19 protein-coding genes are annotated in these 23691 nt (G+C 35.6%); 11 read left to right on the plus strand and 8 right to left on the minus strand.

The genetic code is table 11. The annotated features are described in order from the left end of the window. Positions 1-8: 8 nt before the first annotated feature. The 3 genes from gerPB to AC3EMB_RS06105 form a co-directional block, all read right to left on the minus strand. Entirely contained in the window at positions 9-215 is a 207-nt protein-coding gene (gerPB, locus tag AC3EMB_RS06095) for a spore germination protein GerPB (RefSeq protein ID WP_001012508.1), read from the minus strand. 14 nt (positions 216-229) lie between these two features. Beyond that, entirely contained in the window at positions 230-451 is a 222-nt protein-coding gene (gene gerPA, locus AC3EMB_RS06100; protein WP_001111187.1) for a spore germination protein GerPA, read from the minus strand. 96 nt (positions 452-547) lie between these two features. Next, a complete protein-coding gene (locus AC3EMB_RS06105) occupies positions 548-727 on the minus strand; it encodes an aspartyl-phosphate phosphatase Spo0E family protein (protein WP_000462857.1) in 180 nt (59 codons plus the stop codon). Between the two features lie 247 nt (positions 728-974). Between AC3EMB_RS06105 and AC3EMB_RS06110 the strand changes: the two genes are divergently transcribed. Beyond that, a complete protein-coding gene (locus tag AC3EMB_RS06110; RefSeq protein WP_064532885.1) occupies positions 975-1874 on the plus strand; it encodes a fumarylacetoacetate hydrolase family protein in 900 nt (299 codons plus the stop codon). A gap of 34 nt (positions 1875-1908) precedes the next feature. On the opposite strand, the gene AC3EMB_RS06115 is transcribed toward AC3EMB_RS06110, so the two are convergent. Together AC3EMB_RS06115 and rocD are read right to left on the minus strand one after the other, a co-directional pair. Next, positions 1909-2190: a hypothetical protein gene (locus AC3EMB_RS06115; RefSeq protein WP_000926859.1), complete on the minus strand. Its 282-nt coding sequence runs from the start codon at positions 2188-2190 to the stop codon at positions 1909-1911. A 110-nt stretch (positions 2191-2300) separates the two neighbouring features. After that, positions 2301-3491, minus strand: coding sequence for an ornithine aminotransferase (gene rocD / locus AC3EMB_RS06120; RefSeq protein WP_000616660.1), 1191 nt, complete (start codon positions 3489-3491; stop codon positions 2301-2303). Between the two features lie 150 nt (positions 3492-3641). On the opposite strand from rocD, the gene AC3EMB_RS06125 reads away from it, so the two are divergent. Continuing rightward, the gene (locus AC3EMB_RS06125; protein WP_000233494.1) at positions 3642-4007 is read left to right on the plus strand and encodes a YisL family protein; all 366 of its coding nucleotides are present in this window, start codon (positions 3642-3644) and stop codon (positions 4005-4007) included. A 59-nt stretch (positions 4008-4066) separates the two neighbouring features. On the opposite strand, the gene AC3EMB_RS06130 is transcribed toward AC3EMB_RS06125, so the two are convergent. Further along, entirely contained in the window at positions 4067-4621 is a 555-nt protein-coding gene (locus AC3EMB_RS06130; RefSeq protein ID WP_078400957.1) for a DUF2777 domain-containing protein, read from the minus strand. A gap of 238 nt (positions 4622-4859) precedes the next feature. Here AC3EMB_RS06130 and asnB point away from each other — a divergent pair, with 238 nt between their 5' ends. The 3 genes from asnB to katB all read left to right on the plus strand — a co-directional run bounded on the left by asnB (position 4860) and on the right by katB (position 9379). Then, entirely contained in the window at positions 4860-6707 is a 1848-nt protein-coding gene (asnB, locus tag AC3EMB_RS06135; RefSeq protein WP_000333991.1) for an asparagine synthase (glutamine-hydrolyzing), read from the plus strand. Positions 6708-6893: 186 nt separating this feature from the next. Continuing rightward, positions 6894-7853 (plus strand): ferrochelatase, encoded by a 960-nt coding sequence (gene hemH / locus AC3EMB_RS06140; RefSeq protein ID WP_406651865.1) that lies wholly within the window; start codon positions 6894-6896, stop codon positions 7851-7853. Between the two features lie 59 nt (positions 7854-7912). Continuing rightward, positions 7913-9379 (plus strand): catalase KatB, encoded by a 1467-nt coding sequence (gene katB / locus AC3EMB_RS06145; RefSeq protein ID WP_001069184.1) that lies wholly within the window; start codon positions 7913-7915, stop codon positions 9377-9379. 270 nt (positions 9380-9649) lie between these two features. On the opposite strand, the gene AC3EMB_RS06150 is transcribed toward katB, so the two are convergent. Beyond that, complete coding sequence (locus tag AC3EMB_RS06150; RefSeq protein ID WP_001055850.1) at positions 9650-10882, minus strand: ammonium transporter; 1233 nt, start codon at positions 10880-10882, stop codon at positions 9650-9652. 213 nt (positions 10883-11095) lie between these two features. Between AC3EMB_RS06150 and AC3EMB_RS06155 the strand changes: the two genes are divergently transcribed. After that, positions 11096-12397, plus strand: a complete 1302-nt coding sequence (locus tag AC3EMB_RS06155; protein WP_078400954.1) for an alpha-amylase family glycosyl hydrolase — start codon at positions 11096-11098, stop codon at positions 12395-12397. Positions 12398-12623: 226 nt separating this feature from the next. Next, positions 12624-13520: a helix-turn-helix domain-containing protein gene (locus AC3EMB_RS06160; protein ID WP_000397875.1), complete on the plus strand. Its 897-nt coding sequence runs from the start codon at positions 12624-12626 to the stop codon at positions 13518-13520. A gap of 767 nt (positions 13521-14287) precedes the next feature. On the opposite strand, the gene AC3EMB_RS06165 is transcribed toward AC3EMB_RS06160, so the two are convergent. Further along, positions 14288-14779: a YajQ family cyclic di-GMP-binding protein gene (locus AC3EMB_RS06165; RefSeq protein WP_001040146.1), complete on the minus strand. Its 492-nt coding sequence runs from the start codon at positions 14777-14779 to the stop codon at positions 14288-14290. Positions 14780-15009: 230 nt separating this feature from the next. Between AC3EMB_RS06165 and AC3EMB_RS06170 the strand changes: the two genes are divergently transcribed. The 4 genes from AC3EMB_RS06170 to AC3EMB_RS06185 all read left to right on the plus strand — a co-directional run bounded on the left by AC3EMB_RS06170 (position 15010) and on the right by AC3EMB_RS06185 (position 23417). Next, the gene (locus tag AC3EMB_RS06170; protein ID WP_078400953.1) at positions 15010-15864 is read left to right on the plus strand and encodes a CvfB family protein; all 855 of its coding nucleotides are present in this window, start codon (positions 15010-15012) and stop codon (positions 15862-15864) included. 285 nt (positions 15865-16149) lie between these two features. Further along, entirely contained in the window at positions 16150-22842 is a 6693-nt protein-coding gene (locus AC3EMB_RS06175) for a DNRLRE domain-containing protein (protein ID WP_488517585.1), read from the plus strand. 9 nt (positions 22843-22851) lie between these two features. Continuing rightward, complete coding sequence (locus AC3EMB_RS06180; protein WP_000426143.1) at positions 22852-23094, plus strand: hypothetical protein; 243 nt, start codon at positions 22852-22854, stop codon at positions 23092-23094. A gap of 182 nt (positions 23095-23276) precedes the next feature. Continuing rightward, positions 23277-23417, plus strand: coding sequence for a hypothetical protein (locus AC3EMB_RS06185; protein ID WP_229699485.1), 141 nt, complete (start codon positions 23277-23279; stop codon positions 23415-23417). Positions 23418-23691: the final 274 nt, after the last annotated feature.

The raw sequence follows: 23691 nt of genomic DNA on the forward strand, positions 1-23691 counted from the left end.
AGGATGTCTTAAGAAGAACTAGTTGATGGTTTGATAGAAATAATTTGTCCTTTTGCCTGTAATGGGCGAAGTGGCTCCGTAAATCCGCCTGTATTTGAAAATTTAGATAGGGCTTTAATACTTCCGGCAGTACCAATTTGGAATACAGAAGAGGTTGTGATGCTATCAATTTTAATACTGTTGATGATGATACTTTGGTTTACATAAAAATTCAATTCAATTGCCTCCTTTAAGTTGAGCCAATTATCGCTTGATCGATTACATCTGAATCGTTGACAGTCGTTGCACTTTGATAATTGTAGACAGAAACATTATCTCCAACGTTGAAAGAGCCGGCCCCGGCGAAAGCACGTGAGTAACTAATAGGCCTAATCGCAAATACATCTCCAATATGAAAAATACCACTTGATCCAATATTGACGATACGAATATGTCCGACCATAGCTGGCATACAAAACACCCTTCGTTTTTAAAATTTTCTTTTCTACTATTGTATGGGCGTTTCCAATAAAATGTGTGTTTTTTTGAAATAAAAGAAACACACGCGTTATTGCGTGTGTGTGTTGAACGTTTGAGTAGGGTGTAAATCCGTATGTACATGACAAATTACATTTAAGAGCCTGTCCAGTTCTTGGCTACAATCCACTGTTCTTTGAGAAGTCATTCCATAGCGTTCAGCAAAATAGATCATTTTTTCACGTTTTTTTTCAATAGCTTGCTCAAACATTGAAATCGGCTCCATCTCTAAATGAAATTTTTAGTATATATGTAGTACATATTATACAAAAAATTCATAAAAAAGAAATGCCTTCGCTAAAAAAAGTAAAATTTCTACATTTTATGCTAAATAATGAATAAGTAACGAATAAGATGCGAGAAGAATATTGTAAAAATTAGCGTGCATGAGAAGGTTTTTTTCTTGCGGATGCGAATACAATTAAAGGGCATGAGTTTTAGGATGGAGAGTGGAAATATTGCGTTTTGTAACGGCGAAGAAAGAAGAAAAGGTATTTGTAGGTATTGTGGATGAAGAAGAAGAAAAGGTATTACACTTAAGAGAAGCGCAAAGACAAAAAGGGGAAAAGGTTACAATCCCTATTACAATGTTAGAGTGTATTGAAAGAGGGACTGAATGCTTTGAGAAAGTATGTGAAATTGTAAATTGGGCAAAAGAGAACGGGGAAGCGGCGTATTATCCGTTAACAGAGGTGAAAATATTAGCGCCGATTCCAAGGCCAAGAAAGAATATTTTGTGCGTTGGAAAAAACTATCGTGAGCATGCGGTAGAAATGGGCGGAGTAGAGTCTATTCCAGAAAATATAATGATCTTTACGAAAGCACCAACAACAGTTATTGGCATAAATGAGCAAATTAATGGTCACCCTCATGCAACGGACGAACTAGATTACGAAGGAGAACTAGCTATCATTATTGGTAAGCGAGGGAAGCAAATTAAAAAAGAAAAAGCGCTTGAGCATGTTTTTGGTTATACGATTATAAATGATGTAACAGCTCGAGACATTCAAAGAAAACATAAACAGTTTTTCCTTGGGAAAAGCTTCGATACATTTTGTCCGATGGGACCTTATTTAATTCATAAATCGGTGGTTGAAACGCCGAATGCATTACACATTGAAACGGTAGTAAATGGAGAAGTAAGGCAAACTTCCAACACAAATAAAATGATTTTTTCAATAGAAGAAATTATTTCAACGATAAGCAAAGGAATGACTTTAGAACCAGGCGATATTATCGCAACAGGAACGCCGGCTGGTGTCGGAAAAGGTTTTACACCACCGAGGTTTTTACATGCTGGTGATGAAGTGGTCATTACAGTGGAAAGAATTGGTACTTTGCGAAATGTAGTGAAATGAGAAAAGAGCTATCTTGTATAAAGATAGCTCTTTTCTATGGTCTCGGATTATAGAGATAATCTATAACGGCAAAAGTGTAAAGACCAATTAATGCAAGTGTACAAATGCCAAATAATATAACCGCAAGTGCACTTTTTTCTCGTCCAAATCCAATAATAGTAAGAATAACAGCAGTCCAAAATGATGCTTTCAGTAGTGTGAGTGTAGTAGGAGTTGAGTAATGAAGCCATGTTGTGGAAAGTAGGAAACTAAAGAATGTAACTAAAATAAAAGCTGTAGCTAAATAGTTAATATGTTTACCATATCTTAGTAGCATATCGCACCTCCTTTATGAATTTAAAATACAGAAAATTACAATTTCATTTTAGTATAAATCAATATAAAAAGAAAGAGGTTGTCCCAACATGTTGGACAACCTCTCTATTATTACGATAATACAGCTTTAATTTTTTGGAATGCCCACTCTAAATCTTCTTCAGAGATTACTAGAGGTGGTGCGATACGAATTACGTTTTCGTGTGTTTCTTTACATAGTAGACCAGCTGCTTTTAGTTGTTCACAGTAAGGACGAGCTGGCTCGTTTAATTCGATACCGATGAATAAACCTTTACCGCGAACTTCAGTGATCATTGGGTTATCAATTTCTTTTAATTGCCCAACTAATTTTTCTCCTAATTGAAGAGAACGCTCTGTTAATTTTTCTTCTTCTAAAACTTCAAGAGCTGCGATAGAAACAGCACATGCAAGTGGGTTACCGCCGAATGTAGAACCATGAGAACCTGGCTCAAATACACCTAAAATGTCGCGGTTTGCTGCAACACAAGAGATCGGGAACACACCGCCGCCAAGTGCTTTACCAAGTATGTACATGTCAGGAGTTACATCGTCCCAGTCACAAGCGAATACTTTACCAGTACGGCCTAAGCCTGTTTGGATTTCATCTGCTACGAATAAAACGTTTTCTTTTTTACATACTTCAAGAGCTTCTTTTAAGTAACCAGCTGGTGGGATGTTAATTCCTGCTTCACCTTGAATTGGCTCTAAAATGAATGCTGCTGTGTTTGGTGTAATTGCGGCTTTTAATGCTTCTAAATCACCGTAAGGAATTACAACGATGCCAGGAAGCATTGGACCAAATCCACGCTTGTACTCTTCATTTGAAGACATAGAAACAGAACCCATTGTACGTCCGTGGAAGTTATCTTCACAAACGATGATTTCAGCACGGTTTGCTTCTACTTTCTTCACATCATAAGCCCAGCGACGAACTGTTTTAATTGCAGTTTCAACAGCTTCAGCACCTGTATTCATTGGAAGTACCATTTCTTTATTAGTTAGTTTCGCAACTTTTTCGTACCAAGGACCTAATTGATCGCTATGGAAAGCACGAGAAGTTAACGTAACACGATTAGCTTGGTCAATTAAAGCGTTAATAATTTTCGGGTGACGATGACCTTGGTTTACTGCAGAATATGCACTTAATAAGTCCATATAGCGGTTTCCTTCAGGATCTTCTACCCAAACACCTTCTGCTTTAGAAATAACGATTGGAAGTGGGTGATAGTTATTTGCTCCATATGTGTCTGTAAGTTCGATAATATCCTTAGTTTGAATCATGATTGTTCCCCCTTTTGTTATTACAAGAAGTTTGTAAATACTCTAAATATTATAGCATTTAAATGTAAAAAAGCGAAACATTTCCTGAAAATAAATGAACATGTTATCATATAGAGTGAAAAAGTGTGAAAAGAGGAGGTAAGGGATACGATGGTACATATGCATATTACAGCATGGGCGTTAGGTTTAATTTTATTCTTCGTTGCGTATTCACTTTATTCAGCAGGAAGAAAAGGGAAAGGTGTACATATGGGGCTTCGCCTAATGTATATCATTATTATTGTGACAGGCTTCATGTTGTACATGAGTATTGTGAAGACAGCAACAGGTAGCATGCACATGTGGTATGGCTTAAAAATGTTAGCTGGTATTTTAGTTATCGGTGGAATGGAAATGGTTCTTGTGAAAATGAGCAAAAACAAACCAACAGGGGCGGTTTGGGGCTTATTTATTGTTGCGCTAGTAGCAGTATTTTACCTTGGGCTGAAATTACCGATTGGCTGGAAAGTATTCTAATAAAAAATAAAGCCACCTTATAATCTCAAAGACTTGGGAGCTAAGGTGGTTTTTACTTTTTATGTCGCATCGATATGTAACTCTTCTCCATTTACTTTCGTAAAACGGAACATGTTTTTATTGGATGTAGTGTGACGGACGAAATGATGCTGTAGTGTACAGATTATCTCTTCGTTATCAAACAAAAGAATATTTACTCCTTCGCGTGACTCCTCTTTCGGTAAGAAAGATAAATAATTATGACAATACATGCAATCATATAAAGAGTAGTGAAGTGATTGCAATGATTCGGTTAATAATGTGAACACAGAGTCAGGTAATTCCTCGAGCCATTCATTATAGCTAAGAAGTAATTTTTTTCGAATACGTATCATTTCCCCGTTTTGCAGGTGGTGCTGTTCGTTAGCGATTTGTAATATATCTTGTTCATAGAAACGAGCTGGTAGCCAGTTGTTGTTATATAAAATCTCAAAACCATCTTCGGCAATATCTTCTAATAAAAATGCTTCATCATTTTCATCATCAAAGAATACCCATTCATTGTTTATATATTCTACATTACCGACTGTATGAGCGCGGGGCTGGTTATATAAAATATGGTTACGTTGTATCATACATGATTTCTCCTTTATGAAAAGTAGTTATTCCTGTTATAGACAGTTCGTGCATTCTTTATAACTAGACACATCTAGACATAGGTGGGCATACAATAAAACACGTTTTACTGAGTGAAAATGCTATTCCATATGTGGATAGTAGGTTATTGTCAAGTTTTCCATTTTTTGATCCGCACTCTTAGGGTGGGGATTACTGCACGTTCAAGAAAAGAAATAAGATGGAAGGATGATTTATATGTGCGGGATTACAGGGTGGGTGGATTATAAACGCTCATTAGAAGGAGAAAGAGATGTCGTTACGAAGATGGCTGAGACGTTAGCGAAACGTGGTCCGGATGATAATAAAGTTTGGATTAAAGGCAATGTCGCATTTGGGCATAAACGTTTAATCGTTGTGGATCCTGAGGGTGGTAAACAACCGATGACTTGTTTAAAAGATGAAACGAATTACGCCATTTGCTATAACGGTGAACTTTATAACACAGAAGACATTCGAAAGGAATTATTAAGAAGAGGATATACGTTCAAAGGTCATTCTGATACAGAAGTATTATTAGCTTCTTATATTGAATGGAAAGAAGAATGTGTCGATCATTTAAACGGTATATATGCGTTTGCTGTATGGGATGAACAGAAAGAACAAGTATTTATTGCGCGAGATCGACTAGGTGTAAAACCTCTATTTTATAAATATGATAGTGGGCGATTACTATTTGGTTCAGAGTTAAAAGCGATACTGGCTCATCCAGATGTGAAGGCGGAAGTAACGTTAGAAGGGTTATCCGAAATATTCGGCCTCGGACCGTCAAGAACGCCTGGCCATGGTATTTATGCTGGTATAAAAGAATTACGTCCAGGTCATGCGATGACATTTTCAAAGAACGGTTTATGTATATGGAGATATTGGAATGTAGAAAGTAAAAAACATGAAGACTCTTTTGAAGAAACAGTAGAGAAAACGCGCTTTTTATTACAAGATGCCATTACAAGACAGCTTGTTTCTGATGTGCCACTATGTACTTTTTTATCAGGTGGTGTAGATTCGAGCGCTATTACAGCTATCGCAGCGAAAGAATACGAGAGATCAGGAAAAGGGCAATTACACACGTATTCTATTGATTACGAAGATAATGACAAATACTTTAAAGCGAATGCGTTCCAGCCAAATTCAGATGCTCCGTTTATTAATTTAATGACTGAGACATTTCAAACAACCCATCATCGCTGCGTCATTTCGAATGAAAAATTAGCAGAGTATTTAACTGAAGCAGTACTCGTTCGTGATTTGCCTGGTATGGCAGATATCGATTCGTCATTATTATGGTTTTGCCGCGAAATTAAACAAGATTTTGTCGTCGGTTTATCTGGGGAATGTGCAGATGAAATATTTGGTGGATATCCGTGGTTTTATAGAGAAGATGATTTACAATCGAGTGCCTTTCCGTGGATGCGCTCTACAGAAGCACGTGAACAACTGCTAAAGAAAGAATGGAGAAATAAATTAAATTTACAACAATATGTACAAAGGCGCTATGAAGAGTCGATTCAAGAAGTTCCTATTTTAGAGGGAGAAAGTCCGCTAGAAGCAAAAAGACGCCAATTATTTTATTTAAATATGGTATGGTTTATGACAACATTATTAGACAGAAAAGACCGCATGAGTATGGGGGCAAGTTTAGAAGTACGTGTTCCATTTGCAGATCATCGCCTTGTCGAATATGCGTGGAATATTCCTTGGGAAATGAAAATGTATAAAAACCGCGAAAAAGGTCTATTACGTAAAGCGTTAGAAGATGTACTTCCACATGACATCTTATATAGAAAGAAGAGCCCTTATCCGAAAACGCACAATCCACACTATACAAAAGCAGTAACAGTATGGCTTCAAAATCTATTAACGGATAAAGGTTCAATTTTACACGAATTGTTTGATAAAGAGCAGTTGAACGGATTAATTCAGTCTGGTGGCAGTGCATTTCAAACACCATGGTTTGGTCAATTGATGACTGGGCCACAGCTTTTAGCTCATTTAGCACAAATTCACGTTTGGTTTAAAGAATATGGGGTAAATATTAAGGAATAAGGGAAAAGCGGCTTACACTTATGTAAGTCGCTTTTTATTAAATAAATTGTCATATAAAATTCAAAATCACCTTATAAATAATACTTAATTAGAATTATTATTTTGACGTATTTATTATTGCTTGTTATAATTGGAAACAAACGTTCTGAAAAGGATTCTCATTTATAAAATTGAGGTGTTATATAGATGACAAAGAAAAAAATAGGTTTACTCGTAATGGCGTATGGAACACCAGAATCATTAGACGATGTAGAGGCATATTATACACATATCCGTCACGGGCGTAAGCCGTCAGAAGAAGCGCTTGAAGATTTAATTGGGCGCTATAAAGCGATTGGTGGAATTTCGCCGCTTGCAAAAATTACGAAAGAGCAGGCGCATAAATTAACAGATTCAATGAATAACATATTTACAGAGTATGAATTTACTTGTTACTTAGGTTTAAAACATACTGCGCCATTTATAGAAGATGCTGTAGAGGAAATGAAGCGAGATGGAATTGAGCAGGCGATTAGTATCGTATTAGCACCGCACTATTCTACATTTAGCATTAAAGCGTATAATGATCGTGCTATTCGTCTTTCGAAAGAAATCGGTGGTCCTGTTATTGAACCAATTGAACAATGGTATGATGAACCGAAATTTATTTCGTATTGGGCAGACCAAATAAAAGAAACGTTTACAGAAATTGATGATAAAGAGAAAGCAGTCGTAATTTTCTCAGCGCATAGTTTGCCAGAAAAGATTATTGCAGCAGGAGACCCATATGTAGAACAACTAAAGCATACGGCAGATTTAATTGCAGAAGCTGCAAATATTCAAAACTATACAATCGGTTGGCAAAGTGCTGGGAATACTCCTGATCCATGGATTGGTCCAGATGTGCAAGATTTAACGAAAGATTTATATGCAGAGCATGGGTACGAATCTTTCGTATATTGCCCAGTTGGTTTTGTAGCGGAGCATTTAGAAGTTTTATATGACAACGATTATGAATGTAAAGTTGTAAATGATGAATTAAATGCCAAATATTTTAGACCAAGTATGCCGAATGCACAATCTGCATTTATCGACTGTTTGGCTGAAATTGTTTCAAAAAAAGTGAAGGAAATAGTTGACAAAGGTTTAGTTTTGAATAATAATTAGTTTATAATAATTTTAAATAAATAATAATTACTATGAAAGAAAGAGGAGGATCCCCCTAGATGAATCCAAATAATCGCTTAACAACAAACCAAGGTGCTCCAGTTGGAGATAACCAAAATTCTCGTACAGCTGGTCGTCGTGGACCAGTATTATTAGAAGACTATCATTTAGTAGAAAAACTTGCGCACTTTGATCGTGAACGTATTCCGGAGCGTGTTGTGCATGCACGTGGTGCAGGTGCTCACGGTGTATTCGTAACGAAAAATAGTATGAAGCAATATACGAAAGCGGCATTTTTACAAAATGAAGGAACTGAAACGCCTGTATTTGTTCGTTTTTCAACGGTTATTCATGGTCAAGGTTCTCCTGAAACAGCACGTGACCCACGTGGGTTCGCTGTTAAATTTTATACAGAAGAAGGAAACTACGATATCGTAGGTAATCATTTACCGGTTTTCTTCATTCGTGATGCAATTAAATTCCCTGATATGGTACATTCTTTAAAACCAGCACCTGATACGAATATTCAAACGCCAGATCGTTACTGGGATTTCATGACGTTAACTCCAGAATCTACACACATGATGACATGGGTATTTTCTGATTACGGTACACCAGCAAGTTATCGTGAAATGGAAGGTTTCGGCGTCCATTCATTTAAATGGATTAATGAAGAAGGTAAAATTGTTTACATTAAATACCACTGGAAACCACAGCAAGGTGTACGTAACTTAAATGCGAAAGAAGTGCAAGAAGTACAAGGGAAAGACTTCAATCATGCAACTCGTGACTTGTTCGACGCAATCGAAAAAGGAAATCACCCGAAATGGGATTTACACGTACAAGTTATGCAATTAGATGAAATGGACTCTTTAGACTTTGATCCATTAGATCCAACGAAAGTATGGCCAGAAGATCGCTTCCCATTAATGGAAGTAGGGACGATGACGTTAAATCGTAATCCGAAAAATTTCTTTGCAGAAGTAGAACAAGTAGCGTTCTCTCCAAGTGCAACTGTAAATGGTATTGAGCCATCGGAAGATAAATTATTACAAGGTCGTTTATTCTCTTACCCAGATACACAGCGTTATCGTCTTGGTGCAAATTACTTACAAATTCCTGTAAACTGCCCATACGCAGCTGTTCATAATCAACAACGTGATGGTGCGATGCAAGTAAATCAAAACCCATCTACAATCAACTACGAACCGAGCCGTCATGCAGAGAATCCGGTTGAAGACAAAGCTTACCGCGATTCAACTATGAAAGTAGAAGGCTATGTATCTCGTGAAAAAATCGAGAAACCAAATGACTTCAAACAAGCAGGTGAGCGTTACCGTTCATTCTCTAAAGAAGAGCAAGATAACTTAATTGCAAACTTAACAAATGATCTAAAAGACGTAAATGAACGCACAAAATTATTAGCTGTTTGTAACTTCTTCCGTGCAGATCAAGAATACGGTATGCGTTTAGCGCAGGCATTAAATGTTGATATTACGCAATATGTAGGAAATGCTCCGAAATAAATAGGAAAAGACGACTGTTATGAAACGGTCGTCTTTTTTATGTGTAAAGTTACACGCGGGTATTCTTCAGTTTCGTTATGTCGGAATTTGTTGGTAAATCGATATCTTGTGTCGAAACGTTGATATATTGAAAGAAACAATCGATATATTTGAAAAATCGTTGATATATCCAAAAAACCGTTAATATATTTCCGGTTATACTAGGTGGGGTATTTTGCCCGGTGCGCAAAAAAGAGATGCAATCTATTACTAATAGATTGCATCTCTTTTTTAGTTTGCTCGCTCTGCATGTTCATAAGCTTTCTCACCATGCATCGAAATATCAAGTCCCATATGTTCCTCGTGCTCATCTACCCGAACAGGGAGGAAGAAGTTAATAACTTTAATAATGGCATAAGTCATTATTATTGTGAATGCATATGTTGCTCCAATTGCTACCAGTTGTTTAAACAGTAAAGCGGCATTTCCATAAAATAATCCGTTTGCACCATCTCCGTTTATGGTAGTGGTTGCAAATAGTCCTGTTGCAATACCGCCCCAAGTTCCTCCGATGCCGTGGCATCCAAAGGCATCAAGTGTATCGTCATACCCGAATTTTGTTTTTAAGAAGAAAACGGCGCCAAAGCATAATATACCACCAATTGCTCCGATAAGAAGAGCGGAGAAAGGTGTAACGAACCCGCAAGCTGGTGTAATAGCGACTAGACCAGAAACAACTCCGCAAGCAGCTCCCATCGCAGTCGGTTTTGATTGGAAGAACCATTCAGAAAGCATCCAAGTTAGAGCGGAGGCAGCAGCGGCTATATTTGTATTAATAAATGCAGTTAAAGCTACGTCGTTTAAGGATAATGCGCTGCCGACGTTAAAACCGAACCAGCCAAACCATAATAAGCCTGCGCCTAACATTGTAAATGGCAAATGGTGAGGAGAAGAACCATTTATGTTTTTTCGTTTTCCAAGGAAAATAGCTAATACAAGACCAGCAACTCCGGAAGTGATGTGAACGACGTTTCCGCCAGCGAAGTCTAGTGCCCCAAGTTCCCTTAGCCACCCGCCGACGCCCCATACCCAATGAGCGACAGGATTGTAAACGATCGTTGTCCATAGAAGGATAAAAATAAGAAAGGCAGAAAATCGCATTCTTTCAGCGAATGCACCTGAAATTAAAGCTGGAGTTAAAATGGCGAACATGAGTTGAAACATCATGAATAAATTGTGAGGAATAGTAGATGAGTAGTCTGGATTTGGTGCGTAGGTAACTCCGTTTAGCCCGAACCAATCAAGTGTACCGATAATCCCGTGCCAATCTGGTCCGAATGATAAAGAATAGCCGATAACAATCCATTGAATCGAAACGATAGCCATTGCGCTATAACTATGCATCGTTGTACTGAGTACATTTTTGCTGCGAACCATACCTCCATAAAAAAGTGCCAATCCTGGTGTCATTAACATGACCATTACTGTCGTTACAAACATAAAAACCGTATCTCCCATATTCATGATTTTCCCTCCTGTAATGTTAGAAAAAATAACATCATTTTGTTATGTTTCATATCATATTCGAAATTAAACTAAAAATCAACTAAAAATTCAGAAAATTATATACATGATGTTAGGAAATCTAACATGTATTATTTTGTGAGGGTTGAAATCGACATATGCGTTTCATTCAGAAAATTGGTATAATATTCTTACAATTAAAAAACTTGGGGGATGCGTGTGGGAAAAATACGGACTAGGAAACTATTCATTTGTTTTTGCTTAGCTGTTGTTTTGTTTGTACCAATACATACTTTTGCAGACGAAAAAAGAGAGTGGCGAGACGAAGTTATCTATTCCATTATGATTGATCGCTTCAATAATGGAGAACCGAAAAATGACAAACAGTTAGAAGTTGGTAATTTAGAAGGGTATCAAGGCGGGGATATAAGAGGAATTATAAAAAGGTTGGATTACATAAAAGAAATGGGTTTTACTACCGTTATGCTTTCGCCACTTTTTGAAAGTGGAAAGTACGATGGATTAGACGTGCGAAATTTTAAAAAGGTAAATGAACATTTCGGGACAGAAAATGATGTGAAAGAACTTGTAAAAGAAGCTCAGGCAAAAGGAATGAAAGTTGTATTTCAATTTCCGCTTGGAGAAAACGAACAACAGGTAATTGACGCAATGAAATGGTGGATAAAAGAAGTTGATTTAGACGGAAGCTATGTTATACATAGTGAAAAAAAGCCGCGTTCCTTTTGGGATAACGCGCAAAAAGATATGCAAGTGATAAAGAAAGATTTTCGTATTATGACAAAGGAGGATAGCGAATACAACGAAAAAATAGTAGAATCGTTTTCCAAAGCGGATGTATCGGTGAAATCGTTATACGATGTGAGTAAAAAAGAAGGGGAATTTGTTACGTTTTTAGATGATCAAGAAACAAAAAGATATGCGCGTATTGCAAAAGAAAATATGTATTATCCGCCATCACGTTTAAAACTGGCGCTTACATATTTGTTAACATCACCTGGGATTCCGAATTTTTATTACGGAACTGAAATTGCATTAGATGGAGGAAGTGTACCCGATAATAGACGATTAATGGATTTTAAGTCAGACGAAAAATTTATGCAGCACATAACAAAACTAGGTGAACTTAGGCAGGCGAGACCGTCTTTACGACGCGGTACGTTTGAGCTTCTGTATGATAAGAGCGGGATGAGCATACTAAAACGAAAATATAAAGATGAAGTAACTTTAGTAGCAATTAATAATACGAAAGAAACACAAAAAGTCTCCTTACCTGCAAGTGCAATTGGTGAAAAACAAGAGTTAAGAGGATTGTTGCAGGATGAAATTATAAGAGAGGAAAACGGAAAATTTTATCTCGTTTTAAAGCGTGAAGAATCAAACGTGTATAAAGTTAACAGAGAAACAGGTGTGAATTGGTTATTTATCTCCTTAATCGTTGGTGTGAATGTATTATTTATTGCGTTTTTAATTGCAGTTAAAAGGAAACGTAGATGAGATGAGAAGTTACGCACTCTATGTTCATGTCTTCTTATTGGATTTGTAAGTTTGTTCGGTGGGGCCAGGTTAGGGAGAAAGTCTTCTTCCTAGCCTGTTTTTGTGTCAATACGGATAGAGAAAGACCTTTGAAACAAACAATAATTGCAACTATATTAATTTTACATTACATTAAAAGTTAGAGAATACTCTTATACTAATATAGTACTAAATAGTAGGTGGGAAAATGGAATTTTACGATTTGGGTATTACCATTAAAGAGCTTAGAATTAAAAAAAATATATCACAATCCGAATTATGTCATGGAATATGTTCGCAAAGTCAAATTAGCAAAATAGAAAAAGGTATGATTTATCCATCTAGTATATTGTTATATCAATTATCAGAAAGACTTGGTATTGACCCAAATAATATATTTGCATTAACTCAAAACAAAAAGTTGAAATATGTAGAAAATGTAAAATGTGTAATAAAAGATTGCTTAAAGCAAAAACAATATAAAGAACTTTATGAAATCGTGAAAAAAGAGAAAGATGAAAAAAATTTTCAGGCAAAAGAAGATAAACAATTTCTCCTATGGCATGAAGCAATTGCTGTATTTGAGGTGAACAGATCCATAAAAACTGCTTTAAAGCTTTTAAATAATGCATTAAAACTAACTTTAACCAATGTTGATTTTTTATCAGAAAGAGAAATAGATATTATGCAGACAATGTCTATATTTTATGCGGAAAATAAAGAATATGATAAAAGTATTACTATATTAGGAAGATGTTTAACTAATTTTAATAAGTTAGATTTTCCGAGAGATAAAGCGATTAAATTAAAAATCATTTTTAATTTAGCGAAATGTTTAGGTATGACCTATCAATATGAAGAAGCGGTAAAATACATTGATAAGGGCATCAAATTAGCTATTAATCTAAATACTCTATACTTATTAGGTGAACTTTACTATTTAAAAGGATGGAATTTATTAAGATTTAAACAACAGAATGAAGAAGATATTGCAAATAACATGAAAAAAGCATTATTTATATTTGAACTAACAGAAAAAGAAAATCTGATAAAAATGGTTAAAGAAAAATATTTTGAAAACCAAACTGAAAAAAGCCACTCATAATACATTTGGAAATCACTTGAAATATAATAAAACCTACAGGGGAAATCCCTGTAGGTTTTACACTTATAAACTTGCTTCTAAAATATTAGTGTTTAATATAAATTTTTGAATAAGAGTTTACTTAGTGTACTTTTTATTTTGAAGTCTGCATCTTTCTTAACAATTTATGCTTCTTTTTAATTACATCCAAATATTGTTAAGATTGAGATGATTCAAGTCGGAGGAAGGCACTTTGAGGTGTCTTTTTTTTATGACCTTTATCATTAACTATTTAATGTTTTTTAAATGATTACATGACATATTTTTTTTGTACCAAGCTTTGTTGATACAGTTAGACTTATCCGTTAGTGTATTCGTATTATTAGAACATCCTACAGTATTTAGGGAGAATGTGGCCAATAAAAACCATAATATTAATTTCTTCAAATAACCACTTCTAACTCTTTTTTTATTAACATTTTTTTAAATACTTATTAATTTTACATTACATTAAAGGTTGGAAAATATTCTTATACTCATAAATTGTTACGTTTTGGCGAGGAGAGGAATTATGAGTTATAGCAATTTTTAAGATGACTTTGGCCTAGGATGTAATTACTAAGAAAAGTAATTCAAATCGAAGGGAAAACGTCTTAAGGTGTCTTTTCCTTATTTTCAATTTACTTAGCGATTTTTACCGCACATACCCTTTTTTCTATGGTTTGTTCTTGTAATATTGTCTCTACAAGACAAAAAGAAAACTCCTCTAATTAAGAGGAGTTTTCTTTTTAGCGGTAGTTAATGAACTGTACGTCGATTGGTAAATCAGCGCTACGAACAGCTGCGATTACGGCTTGTAAGTCATCACGGCTTTTCGCTGTAACACGTACTTGATCGTCTTGTACTTGTGTTTTTACTTTTAATTTCATTTCTTTAATGATGTTGTTAATTTTTTTAGCGTTATCTTTATCGATACCTTGTTGAAGTGTTGCACGTTGGCGAACAGTGTTGCCAGTTGCAGCTTCAACTTTTCCGTAATCTAAGTTCTTAATTGGAACGTTACGTTTTACAAGTTTAGAAATTAAAACGTCTTTTACTTGGTCTAATTTGAACTCGTCGTCAGAAGTTAAAACTAGTACTTCTTTTTCTAATTTAATATCACTTTTACTTCCTTTAAAGTCATATCGGTTTTGGATTTCTTTTAATGCGATATTAATTGCGTTTGTTACTTCAGGTAATTCTACTTTCGAAACGATGTCAAAAGAACTATCTTTTGCCATAGTTAGCACCTCCAAATAAATTTCTAATCTTGTTATGTACTGTACATACTAAAGTATAGCTGAAAACGAGTCTAGACTTAAGTGTTTTCGTACTTATATTCATGGAACCTCATTTTATTATAGTGAATTTTGGGCAGTTGGACAAATACAGGAAAAATCATGTTATAATTAACTTTTGTTTGGAATGATAAAAAAGATAATTTTATATATATAGAAGGGAATTAAAAAATATGTATTTGCAAATAGGATCGATTGAACAGGTAACTGTTTTACGCGAAACGGAAATCGGATATATGGTTGGGAATGAAGAAGAAGAAATTTTCCTACATAAAAACGAAGTAGCTGGAGAAATTGAAGAAGGCGATACGATTGATGTATTCTTATACCTTGATCACCAAAATCGTATTTCAGCAACAATGAAGGAACCGATTATTACAACTTATGATTGGAACTGGGTAAAGGTTGTAGAAGTTATTCCTAGTTTAGGTGTGTTTGTTGATATTGGTGTGTCAAAAGATATACTAATTCCAGCTGATGAATTCCCAATTTATATGCCGGTATGGCCAGAAGTTGGAGACGAATTATATTGTACGTTAAAATTAACGAATCGTGAGCGTTTAATTGCTCTTCCGGCAAGAGACAGTGATATGCAAGAAATTATCGTAGATGCAACGCCATCTATGCGTAATAAAAACGTAAATGGACGTGTATATCGTTCGCTTCAAGTTGGTTCATTCATACTAACTGATGAGCATTTCCGTGCTTTCTTACACCATACAGAAAGAAAAGAACAAGTCCGCATCGGTGAGCGTGTAACGGGCCGTATTATTGACGTGAAAGATGATGGTACAATTAACATTTCACTTCTTCCTCGTAAAGAAGAAGGAATGGAAGACGATGCTGCAGTAATTTATGCATATATGGAAGAACGAGGCGGAGCAATGCCGTTTTGGGATAAGAGCCATCCAGAAGATATTAAAGAACGCTTTAACATGAGTAAAGCTGCATTTAAGCGCGCACTTGGTAAGTTGATGAAAGAAGAAAAGGTTTACCAAGAAGAAGGCTGGACTTACTTTAAGAAATAAAGTAAATGAAAAAAGAACTATTCTTTCTCTGAATTTTTAAGAGAAGAGATAGTTCTTTTTTATTATAAAGTAGATAAAAAGTAAATAAAGTGTAATAAAACGTTTAATCTACAAATATTTTACTGTATTTATAAGGAAAAAGGAATATAAAATGGTAAATTGTCGGAAAATATACATTTTTAGAAAAAATGTCACAATATTGTCATTTTTATGTTGAACCCCCTCGGAAAATTCTTTAAATTGTTAATTGTAAGAATAAAACCGATGCGAATTAGGGGTGAATGTATGGAAAAGAAGCAAGTTAAGAAAAAATGGTATAGGTACTTCATACAGCTTATGGTAGTTGCATTAATTGTTACTTCTATACCGATGAATGGACTGGCGGAAACGGCACCGCCGTTTACACCGTCGCCAAATTCAGAACCAAGTCCACAAGTAGAACAGAAAGACGAGAAGGAATTACCAGCTCCACATCCAGATCAGATAAAACAAAAAAATGCCAATGCAAAAGCTAAGCCGACTGAAGTTGTAGAAGAACGGACGGAGACAGAAAAGGTTTTTGATAATCAAGATGGTACGTTTACTAAAAAAATATATACTGAACCAATTCATGCAGAAAAGAATGGGAAATTAGAAGAGGTTTCTACTAATTTAGTAGAATCACCAGATAAAAAAATCGTAACAGAAAATACAGCATTAAAGCCGAAGTTTGAGAAAGTAGTAAAGGATGGAAAGTATGTTCAATTCGAAGTGGATGGACATACGATTCAGTATGAACTGACAGGCGCACGTGGTGAAAAGGGTGAATTAAAACCGACAGCTGTTACAGCGTCGCATGAAGAGAATACAGTATGGTATAAAGGGATTTTTCCAAGTATTGATTTAAAAAGTACAACATTTAATGAAAATGTAAAGGAAGACTTTGTACTCCATCAATATACAGGGCATCACATTTTTTCATTCGAATTACAGACAGATTTACAGCCGAGTTTAAAAGAAGATGGTTCTATTATTTTTCAAAATGAAAAAAAGGAGAATGTATTTGTACTACCAAAGCCTTATATGGCTGACTCAAATATTAATCAAGAATCCGGAGAAGCTGTTACATCTCAAAATGTGAAATATGAGATAACTCCTGCTGGGGGGAAGAAATACAATTTAACAGTTACTGCAGATCCAAAATGGTTAGAATCAGCCGAACGTAAGTATCCTGTTTTTATAGATCCTTCGGTTACGGTAAGGGGATTTGAAAATGCGTATGCATCAAGTGCAGATCCTAATATTAATTATTCAGGCGGTAGTTTATGGGATGAAGGACAAAAGGCATATACGTTAAAAGTCGGTTATTTTAATGCAGGAACAGGCACAAATGATGCTTTTATTAAATCTGATATTTCTAATTTAAAAGGTGCAACAATTCAAAGTGCAACATTTCATACGTATGCTATATGGCATTATTACGGAGATAGCCCAAATGGTGTATGGCTTGATGAAGTAACGGGAAATTGGAATGTTTCTAATATTAATTGGAGTAATAAGCCAGGATCAAATAATATTGCTCAAGCAAATGTAGGTCGCGGGAAGTGGGCGCAATTTAATGTAACAAATACAGTAAAAGCGTGGGTAGATGGAACGAGACCGAATTACGGCTTCAAATTACATGCTAACGGAAATGGACAGACGCATTGGAAGAAGTTTGTCGCAGCTCAAAATGGTTCGAATGCGCCATATTTAGCGGTTAATTATTCATATGAAAAATTGAATAAACCGAGGGTACAAGCGTATTCGAATGGAACTGGAAGTGAAGCAGGGCATTTCAATATACAATGGGACGCAGTTCAAGGTGCAAAAGGATATAAAGTTGCCATTTTTAATGGATATGACTATGAATATATTCCTGTCGGAAATGTAACAAGTTGGAGTACGAAAGATAAGAAAATCTTCCCTACACAAGATGAAATAAATGCAGGGAAATTTGAGTTTCATAAAGATGGAAAGGGGACGGATTTTTCCGTAAGCCCTGGCCCAATGTACAAAAATGCTTATTTGGCAGGTAGCCCATATGGGGATTATAGTTCAGCTCGTGGGTACTGGATTCGAATCGTAGCGGAATATCCATACGGTGATAGTCCGTTGTCTGATGAAACAGTTTCCTATGTTCCGCTAGAACAAGTAAAGAGGCCAGCTGGATCAGCTTATACAAATGGGCCAGGTAGTAATACAGGATATGTATCAGTAAAGTGGGATCCTGTTCCAGAGGCAAGTGGTTATAAAGTATGGATTTATAACGGGAAAGACTATGAAGCATTTGATGTTGGTAATACAACAACATGGACAACGCAAGGACAAAATATTTGGCCGACAGAAGCGGAAATTTCTAGTGGGAAATATCAACTTCATCATGACCAAAAAGGAAATGAGCTTTCGCTAGATCCATCTCCAGTCTACCGCAATTCTGGTGGTATATATGGTGGTTCCAAAAACTATTGGTTCCGAGTAACAGCGTATAGTAAAGCGGGTCATGCAGAAAGTGAAATTTCACAAGAGTTTACACCAACTTTTTCGAATGACGTTTCTTGGCTTGGCACGAAAGATTATTGGGCAGCAGTGAATGTAATTGGTGGAAAGGTTACTGCTATTAATGGGAATTTTGTTATGGATGAGACGGATTTTAATCTGTCTGGAAAAGGCCCAAATGTATCTATTGATCGAACGTATAATAGTCAAGATACCGGAACTGGTTTATTCGGGAAAGGCTGGCATAGTTCATTAGAAGAAGTGATGAAAGAAGAATCTTCTGGAAATATTTTATATACAACGAGAGACAAATCCACATTACTATTTACTAAAACAGGTGATAATCAATATCAAGCACCTAATGGTGTTCATTTGGAAGTAAAGAAAATAGCTGATGGATTTGAATTAAAAGATAAAGATCAATCCGTTATAACATTTTCAAAGCAAGGAAAAGTACAACAAGAGAAAGATAGCTTTGGAAATGTTGTGAAGTATGAATATGATACAAATCAAAGGCCGATTAAGATTACAGATGCATCAGGACGTACTATTACTATTACGTATACAGGGAAATTTGTTTCTCAATTTATAGGGCCAGAAAATAGCACTGTAACGTTCGAATACGAAAATGATCAGTTAGTAGGATCTACGACACCAGAAGGAAAGAAGTATCGTTATGGCTATGAGAATGGAAAACTACGTTATACGTTTGATCCGAAACATACGGAAACAAAACCATATAAAACGACATATACGTATGAAAATAATAAATTAGTAAAGGTAACAGACCCGCTAGGAAAGGAATCTGTATTATCTTATAACGATGCAGCTAAAGAGGTAACGTTGACGGATGCTAAAGCTCGTAAAACGGTGCATAGCTATAATCAAGCTGGTAATCCAGCAAAAATAGTTGTAGATGCAGAGCATTTAAAGTTAACGACAACATATGAATATAAAGCGAATCACTTGGAGAAAACGACAACGCCTAAAAATCAAGTGGAAACAGTCACATATGATAACAATGGTAATGTGACTTCTGTAACAGACCCAACAGGGACTGAAAAGTTTGAATATAATAAAAATAATGATGTTATTAAAGCGACAGATGTAGAAGATCGGAAAACTACTATAGCGTATCAACAAGCAAATGCAGCTGTTTCAGAAACAAATCATGCCTCCGAAACAGCTGAAGTAAAACAGTATGATAAATTTGGGAATGTCATTCAAACGAGTAAAAATATTGGTGTAGGAGGAAACCTTCTAAAAAATCCAAGCTTTGAAATGGACACATTACAAAATTGGACAATGGTGAATAAAGATAGTAAGGGCTCTATGACAAAGGATGCGGAAGGAGCACCGGGAGGGCTTGGTGGCTCAGGTTCATTGAAGTTAACTGCGCAAATAACTGGTGCTAGTTCTTGGGGATATACAGCAATAGCACAGGAAGTAGAAGTAGAACCTAGTACGAACTATACATTAACGGGTATGGTGAAAACTACACTGAAAAATGCAGATGCCTATTTTAATGTCATGTTCTTAGATGAAAATGGAAATCCGACTGGTGGAACGGATTGGTCCGACAATCGCTCAAATAATTTAAAATCAGAAAATGGATGGTCGAATCGTCAATTGACGTTTAAAACGACAGATAAGGCAAGTAAAGCAAAAATACATTTAGTCATTGAACATGAAAGAGAATCTGTAAGTGGAGCAGCTTGGTTTGATAAGTTGCAGCTTGAAAAAGGAGATGTATCATCTAGTTTTAATCCAATTGTAAATAGTAGTTTTGAAGAGTATTCGGAAACTGGATCTGTTCCGAATTGGACTAGAAATTGTCCAGAAAATTGTAATCGAAAAGATATAGCAACAGAAGGATTTCATGGTGGTTCTTCTATTGTATTAGAAAAATTACAATATAATCAAAAGGACATTAGTTACCAAAGTCGTGTTGTACTAAATCAAAAACAAGCACAAAACTTAACTTTAACTGCTATGTCAAAATCCGAGAAAGTAGAAAATAGTGCAGGAGAAAAATTATCGAAAGATTATGCAGTACGAGCAGATGTAACGTATCAAGATGGTAGTACTGCCAATTTTACAGCTATGTTTCCGAATGGAACGAATGATTGGAATCGTAGTGCGGTATTCATTCCAGCGACAAAGCCGATTAAACATATCGATACTTATTTGTTATTTAGAAATGAAAACAAAGGAAAAGTATGGTTTGATGATATTCGGTTATTAGAAGGGAATGTGCTTGTCAAAAATGAATATGACAACGATGGAAATGTAACAGCTTCGTATGATGAAGAAGGAAATAAAATAGCCTTTTCTTATGATGGAGTCGGAAATAAAAAGTCAGAAACCGATGAGAGAGGGAATACAAAATCTTTCGATTACAATAAAGATAATCAACTTAAAAAAGTGACATTAAAAAATGGAACTTCTGTTGGTTATAATTATGATCATAATGGCAATACAACTGAAAAATCTATAATGTTTGGTGGGAAAACACAAACACACAAATATGAGTATGATGTAGATAATAAAATTACAACGTATATCGATGCGTTAAATCGTCGCATTGAATATGAATATGATGCAAATGCAAATAAGACAAAAACGAAAATGCCAAATGGCTCACTGATTGAATGGAGTTATGATACAGCGGATCGCATTATGGGTGAAAAGCGAAATGGAAAAGATGCCTTTACATTCGAACGCGATGCTAATGGACAAGAAACGAAAGTGAAAGATCATGTAAATGGGGTTGAAAAAAGCAAAACATATGATACAGCAGATCGGATCACGAGTATAACGGATAGCCGAGGTGGGAAAATTGATTGGGCATATCATGATAAAGCAAATAGCAAAACCGAAAAGTTAAAAGAACAGTCAATTACACACGGTGGGTATAACAGTAAAATAAAATATGAATATAATGCTTTAGATCAAAACACATCTGTTTGGGATGAAATGTGGGCACATTATAATTTCCATTATGATGAGAACGGCCACGTACGTACGTATATCGCACCGAATGATGCTAGTGCAACGTATAATTATGACCAAACAGGGAAACTATCGGATTTAGCTATTGCAACACCAAAGCAAATGCTACTATTAGAGAAATATGAGTATGACAAAACAGGAAACCGTACGAAGATTAAACATGAAAGTCTTGATGGGAAAATAACGGAAACAAATTATGTTTATGATCCAATTAATCAATTATTAAAAGAATCTACACCAAATGGAACAGTTAGAGACTACATGTATGATGGATTTGGCAATCGTACGAGTGTGAAAGTAACAGAGAATGGAAAAGAAACGAAATCAGTAATCGCAACATTTAACGAAGGAAATCAACTTCTAAAATTCGGAAACGAATCGTTAACGTATGACGCAAATGGTAACCGTACATCTGATGGGAAATACACATACACATGGAACGAAGCAGACCAACTTGTTGCTGTAACGAAAAAAGGGGAAGGCAAACCGTTCGCAACATATAAATACGACAACGAAAACCGTCGTATTGAAAAAAACGTAAACGGACAAGTAACCCGTTACTTCTACGATGGTGACAGCATTAACCCGCTATACGAAACAGACGGGAACGGAAAAGTCCTCCGACAATACGTTTACAACAAAGACGGTGTCCGCCTAGCAATGAAAATACAAGATCAATCGGTATACTACCACTACAACCCGCGCGGTGACGTAATAGCAATGACCGACAAGGATGGACAAATAGTCGCAAGCTATGAATATGATGCATGGGGTAACGTCTTAAAGAGCGAAGCAAAAGGAATCGCAGCAGACAACCCATTCGGATATGCGGGATACATGTATGATAAAGAGATTGGTATGTATTACTTGATCGCGAGATACTATAACCCAGACCATGGTGTGTTCTTATCGGTGGATCCAGATCCGGGTGATAGTGATGATCCAGTGACGCAGAATGGGTATACGTATGGTGATAATAATCCGGTGATGATGGTGGATCCGGATGGGCATTGGGCATATCGCTTTTGGGGTACGACGCCGATGCCGTATCATAATAATCGGACAGCATATGCACATGTTAAGGGAGTTAAGTCTGGGTTGGTTGCGGTAAGAGATAGTTATGCAGGATTTGTTGGAATGGGAAATGGATTGAATAAGGCATTTACTTTTGGTGTCGGCTGGGCTTTTGGATGGAAAACATCTAAAAATAACTCAAAAAAGAAAATTGCAAACTTATCTCCTGGACAGCGTGTTGCAAAACAGCAAATCATAAAAAATACAGTGAAATCAGCGGCTAAAGGAGCGTTTTTTGTTGGTAGTAAAGCTGTTGGAGGAATAGGGCTGATCCCGGACTTGGTAGTTTATGTAGATGGATATTATAAAGGATATAAAAAAGGATATACGGAGTATAGACCGAAAAAAACTAATTCTAAAAAAAGGAGGAAGTAGATTAGTAATATGGAGATGACACAGATATTTATTGGTGTATATAATGTTGTTTTAATTTTAGTTGTATTAGCGATTATGTTAAAAAAGAAACAATATAAAGTGGTAACGGTGTTAGTAGTGAGTCTAATATATATATTCATAGCAACCTTTACTCCATATAGATCGTTCTTTAGTAATACAATGAATGTATTAATAGTGATCTCTTTGATGATTAGTGGAATATTAGCTAGTATGTTTGAAAAAGAAAAATAAAGTAAAGTTGATTCAGTGTATCTCAAAATTTAAACAGTTAGTTTAATTTTGGGATACACTTTTTTATTTAAAATAACACCTTCCTTCTACTATGGCGACAGTAAGAAAGTTTATGTAAGGCGAATTAGCTGGATGCTAGATGTTTATAGGTTTCGGAAAGGGATTTAAAGAGGAGTGACAGGATGAATGAATTCGATGAGCGATTAATATGGGTGTATGGAATCATGGTAATGGCCTTTTTCGGAGTAAAGTTTATTGAGTTTATTATTCGGAGTAAGGTGTATTCATTAGCTATGTTTTTCATCCCATTTGTTGTTCTCTAAGTATTGTATTTTACGCCTCTATCATCAATTTCTATATAGATCCGTTTATTGATATTTGGATTATCTTTTATAATAGTGTCCATTATGTTCTATTTCATTGAGGTAAGATGATGGAGATGTAGGAAGCTTCTTTATGAATCAAGGTGTATAAAAGCCTATAAAAATTATAACCCTCAGAAGATAGGAGATGATTTTTATTGAAGGTGGAGCAATTATTACATGGATTATAGGGATAGGTTGGATTTTATATTTGTCAATAATGTTCTTAAAATCA

This window comes from Bacillus sp. LQ16 (genome assembly GCF_057784645.1).

Bases quoted from the DNA above. Each gene is read 5' to 3' on its own strand.
- AC3EMB_RS06185 (WP_229699485.1), top strand. From the start codon at position 23,277: ATGAATGAATTCGATGAGCGATTAATATGGGTGTATGGAATCATGGTA.
- AC3EMB_RS06130 (WP_078400957.1), bottom strand. From the start codon at position 4,621: ATGATACAACGTAACCATATTTTATATAACCAGCCCCGCGCTCATACA.
- asnB (WP_000333991.1), top strand. From the start codon at position 4,860: ATGTGCGGGATTACAGGGTGGGTGGATTATAAACGCTCATTAGAAGGA.
- AC3EMB_RS06115 (WP_000926859.1), bottom strand. From the start codon at position 2,190: ATGCTACTAAGATATGGTAAACATATTAACTATTTAGCTACAGCTTTT.
- AC3EMB_RS06150 (WP_001055850.1), bottom strand. From the start codon at position 10,882: ATGAATATGGGAGATACGGTTTTTATGTTTGTAACGACAGTAATGGTC.
- gerPA (WP_001111187.1), bottom strand. From the start codon at position 451: ATGCCAGCTATGGTCGGACATATTCGTATCGTCAATATTGGATCAAGT.
- rocD (WP_000616660.1), bottom strand. From the start codon at position 3,491: ATGATTCAAACTAAGGATATTATCGAACTTACAGACACATATGGAGCA.
- hemH (WP_406651865.1), top strand. From the start codon at position 6,894: ATGACAAAGAAAAAAATAGGTTTACTCGTAATGGCGTATGGAACACCA.
- AC3EMB_RS06155 (WP_078400954.1), top strand. From the start codon at position 11,096: ATGCGTGTGGGAAAAATACGGACTAGGAAACTATTCATTTGTTTTTGC.
- AC3EMB_RS06170 (WP_078400953.1), top strand. From the start codon at position 15,010: ATGTATTTGCAAATAGGATCGATTGAACAGGTAACTGTTTTACGCGAA.
- katB (WP_001069184.1), top strand. From the start codon at position 7,913: ATGAATCCAAATAATCGCTTAACAACAAACCAAGGTGCTCCAGTTGGA.
- AC3EMB_RS06175 (WP_488517585.1), top strand. From the start codon at position 16,150: ATGGAAAAGAAGCAAGTTAAGAAAAAATGGTATAGGTACTTCATACAG.
- AC3EMB_RS06180 (WP_000426143.1), top strand. From the start codon at position 22,852: ATGGAGATGACACAGATATTTATTGGTGTATATAATGTTGTTTTAATT.
- AC3EMB_RS06125 (WP_000233494.1), top strand. From the start codon at position 3,642: ATGGTACATATGCATATTACAGCATGGGCGTTAGGTTTAATTTTATTC.
- AC3EMB_RS06160 (WP_000397875.1), top strand. From the start codon at position 12,624: ATGGAATTTTACGATTTGGGTATTACCATTAAAGAGCTTAGAATTAAA.
- AC3EMB_RS06105 (WP_000462857.1), bottom strand. From the start codon at position 727: ATGTTTGAGCAAGCTATTGAAAAAAAACGTGAAAAAATGATCTATTTT.
- AC3EMB_RS06165 (WP_001040146.1), bottom strand. From the start codon at position 14,779: ATGGCAAAAGATAGTTCTTTTGACATCGTTTCGAAAGTAGAATTACCT.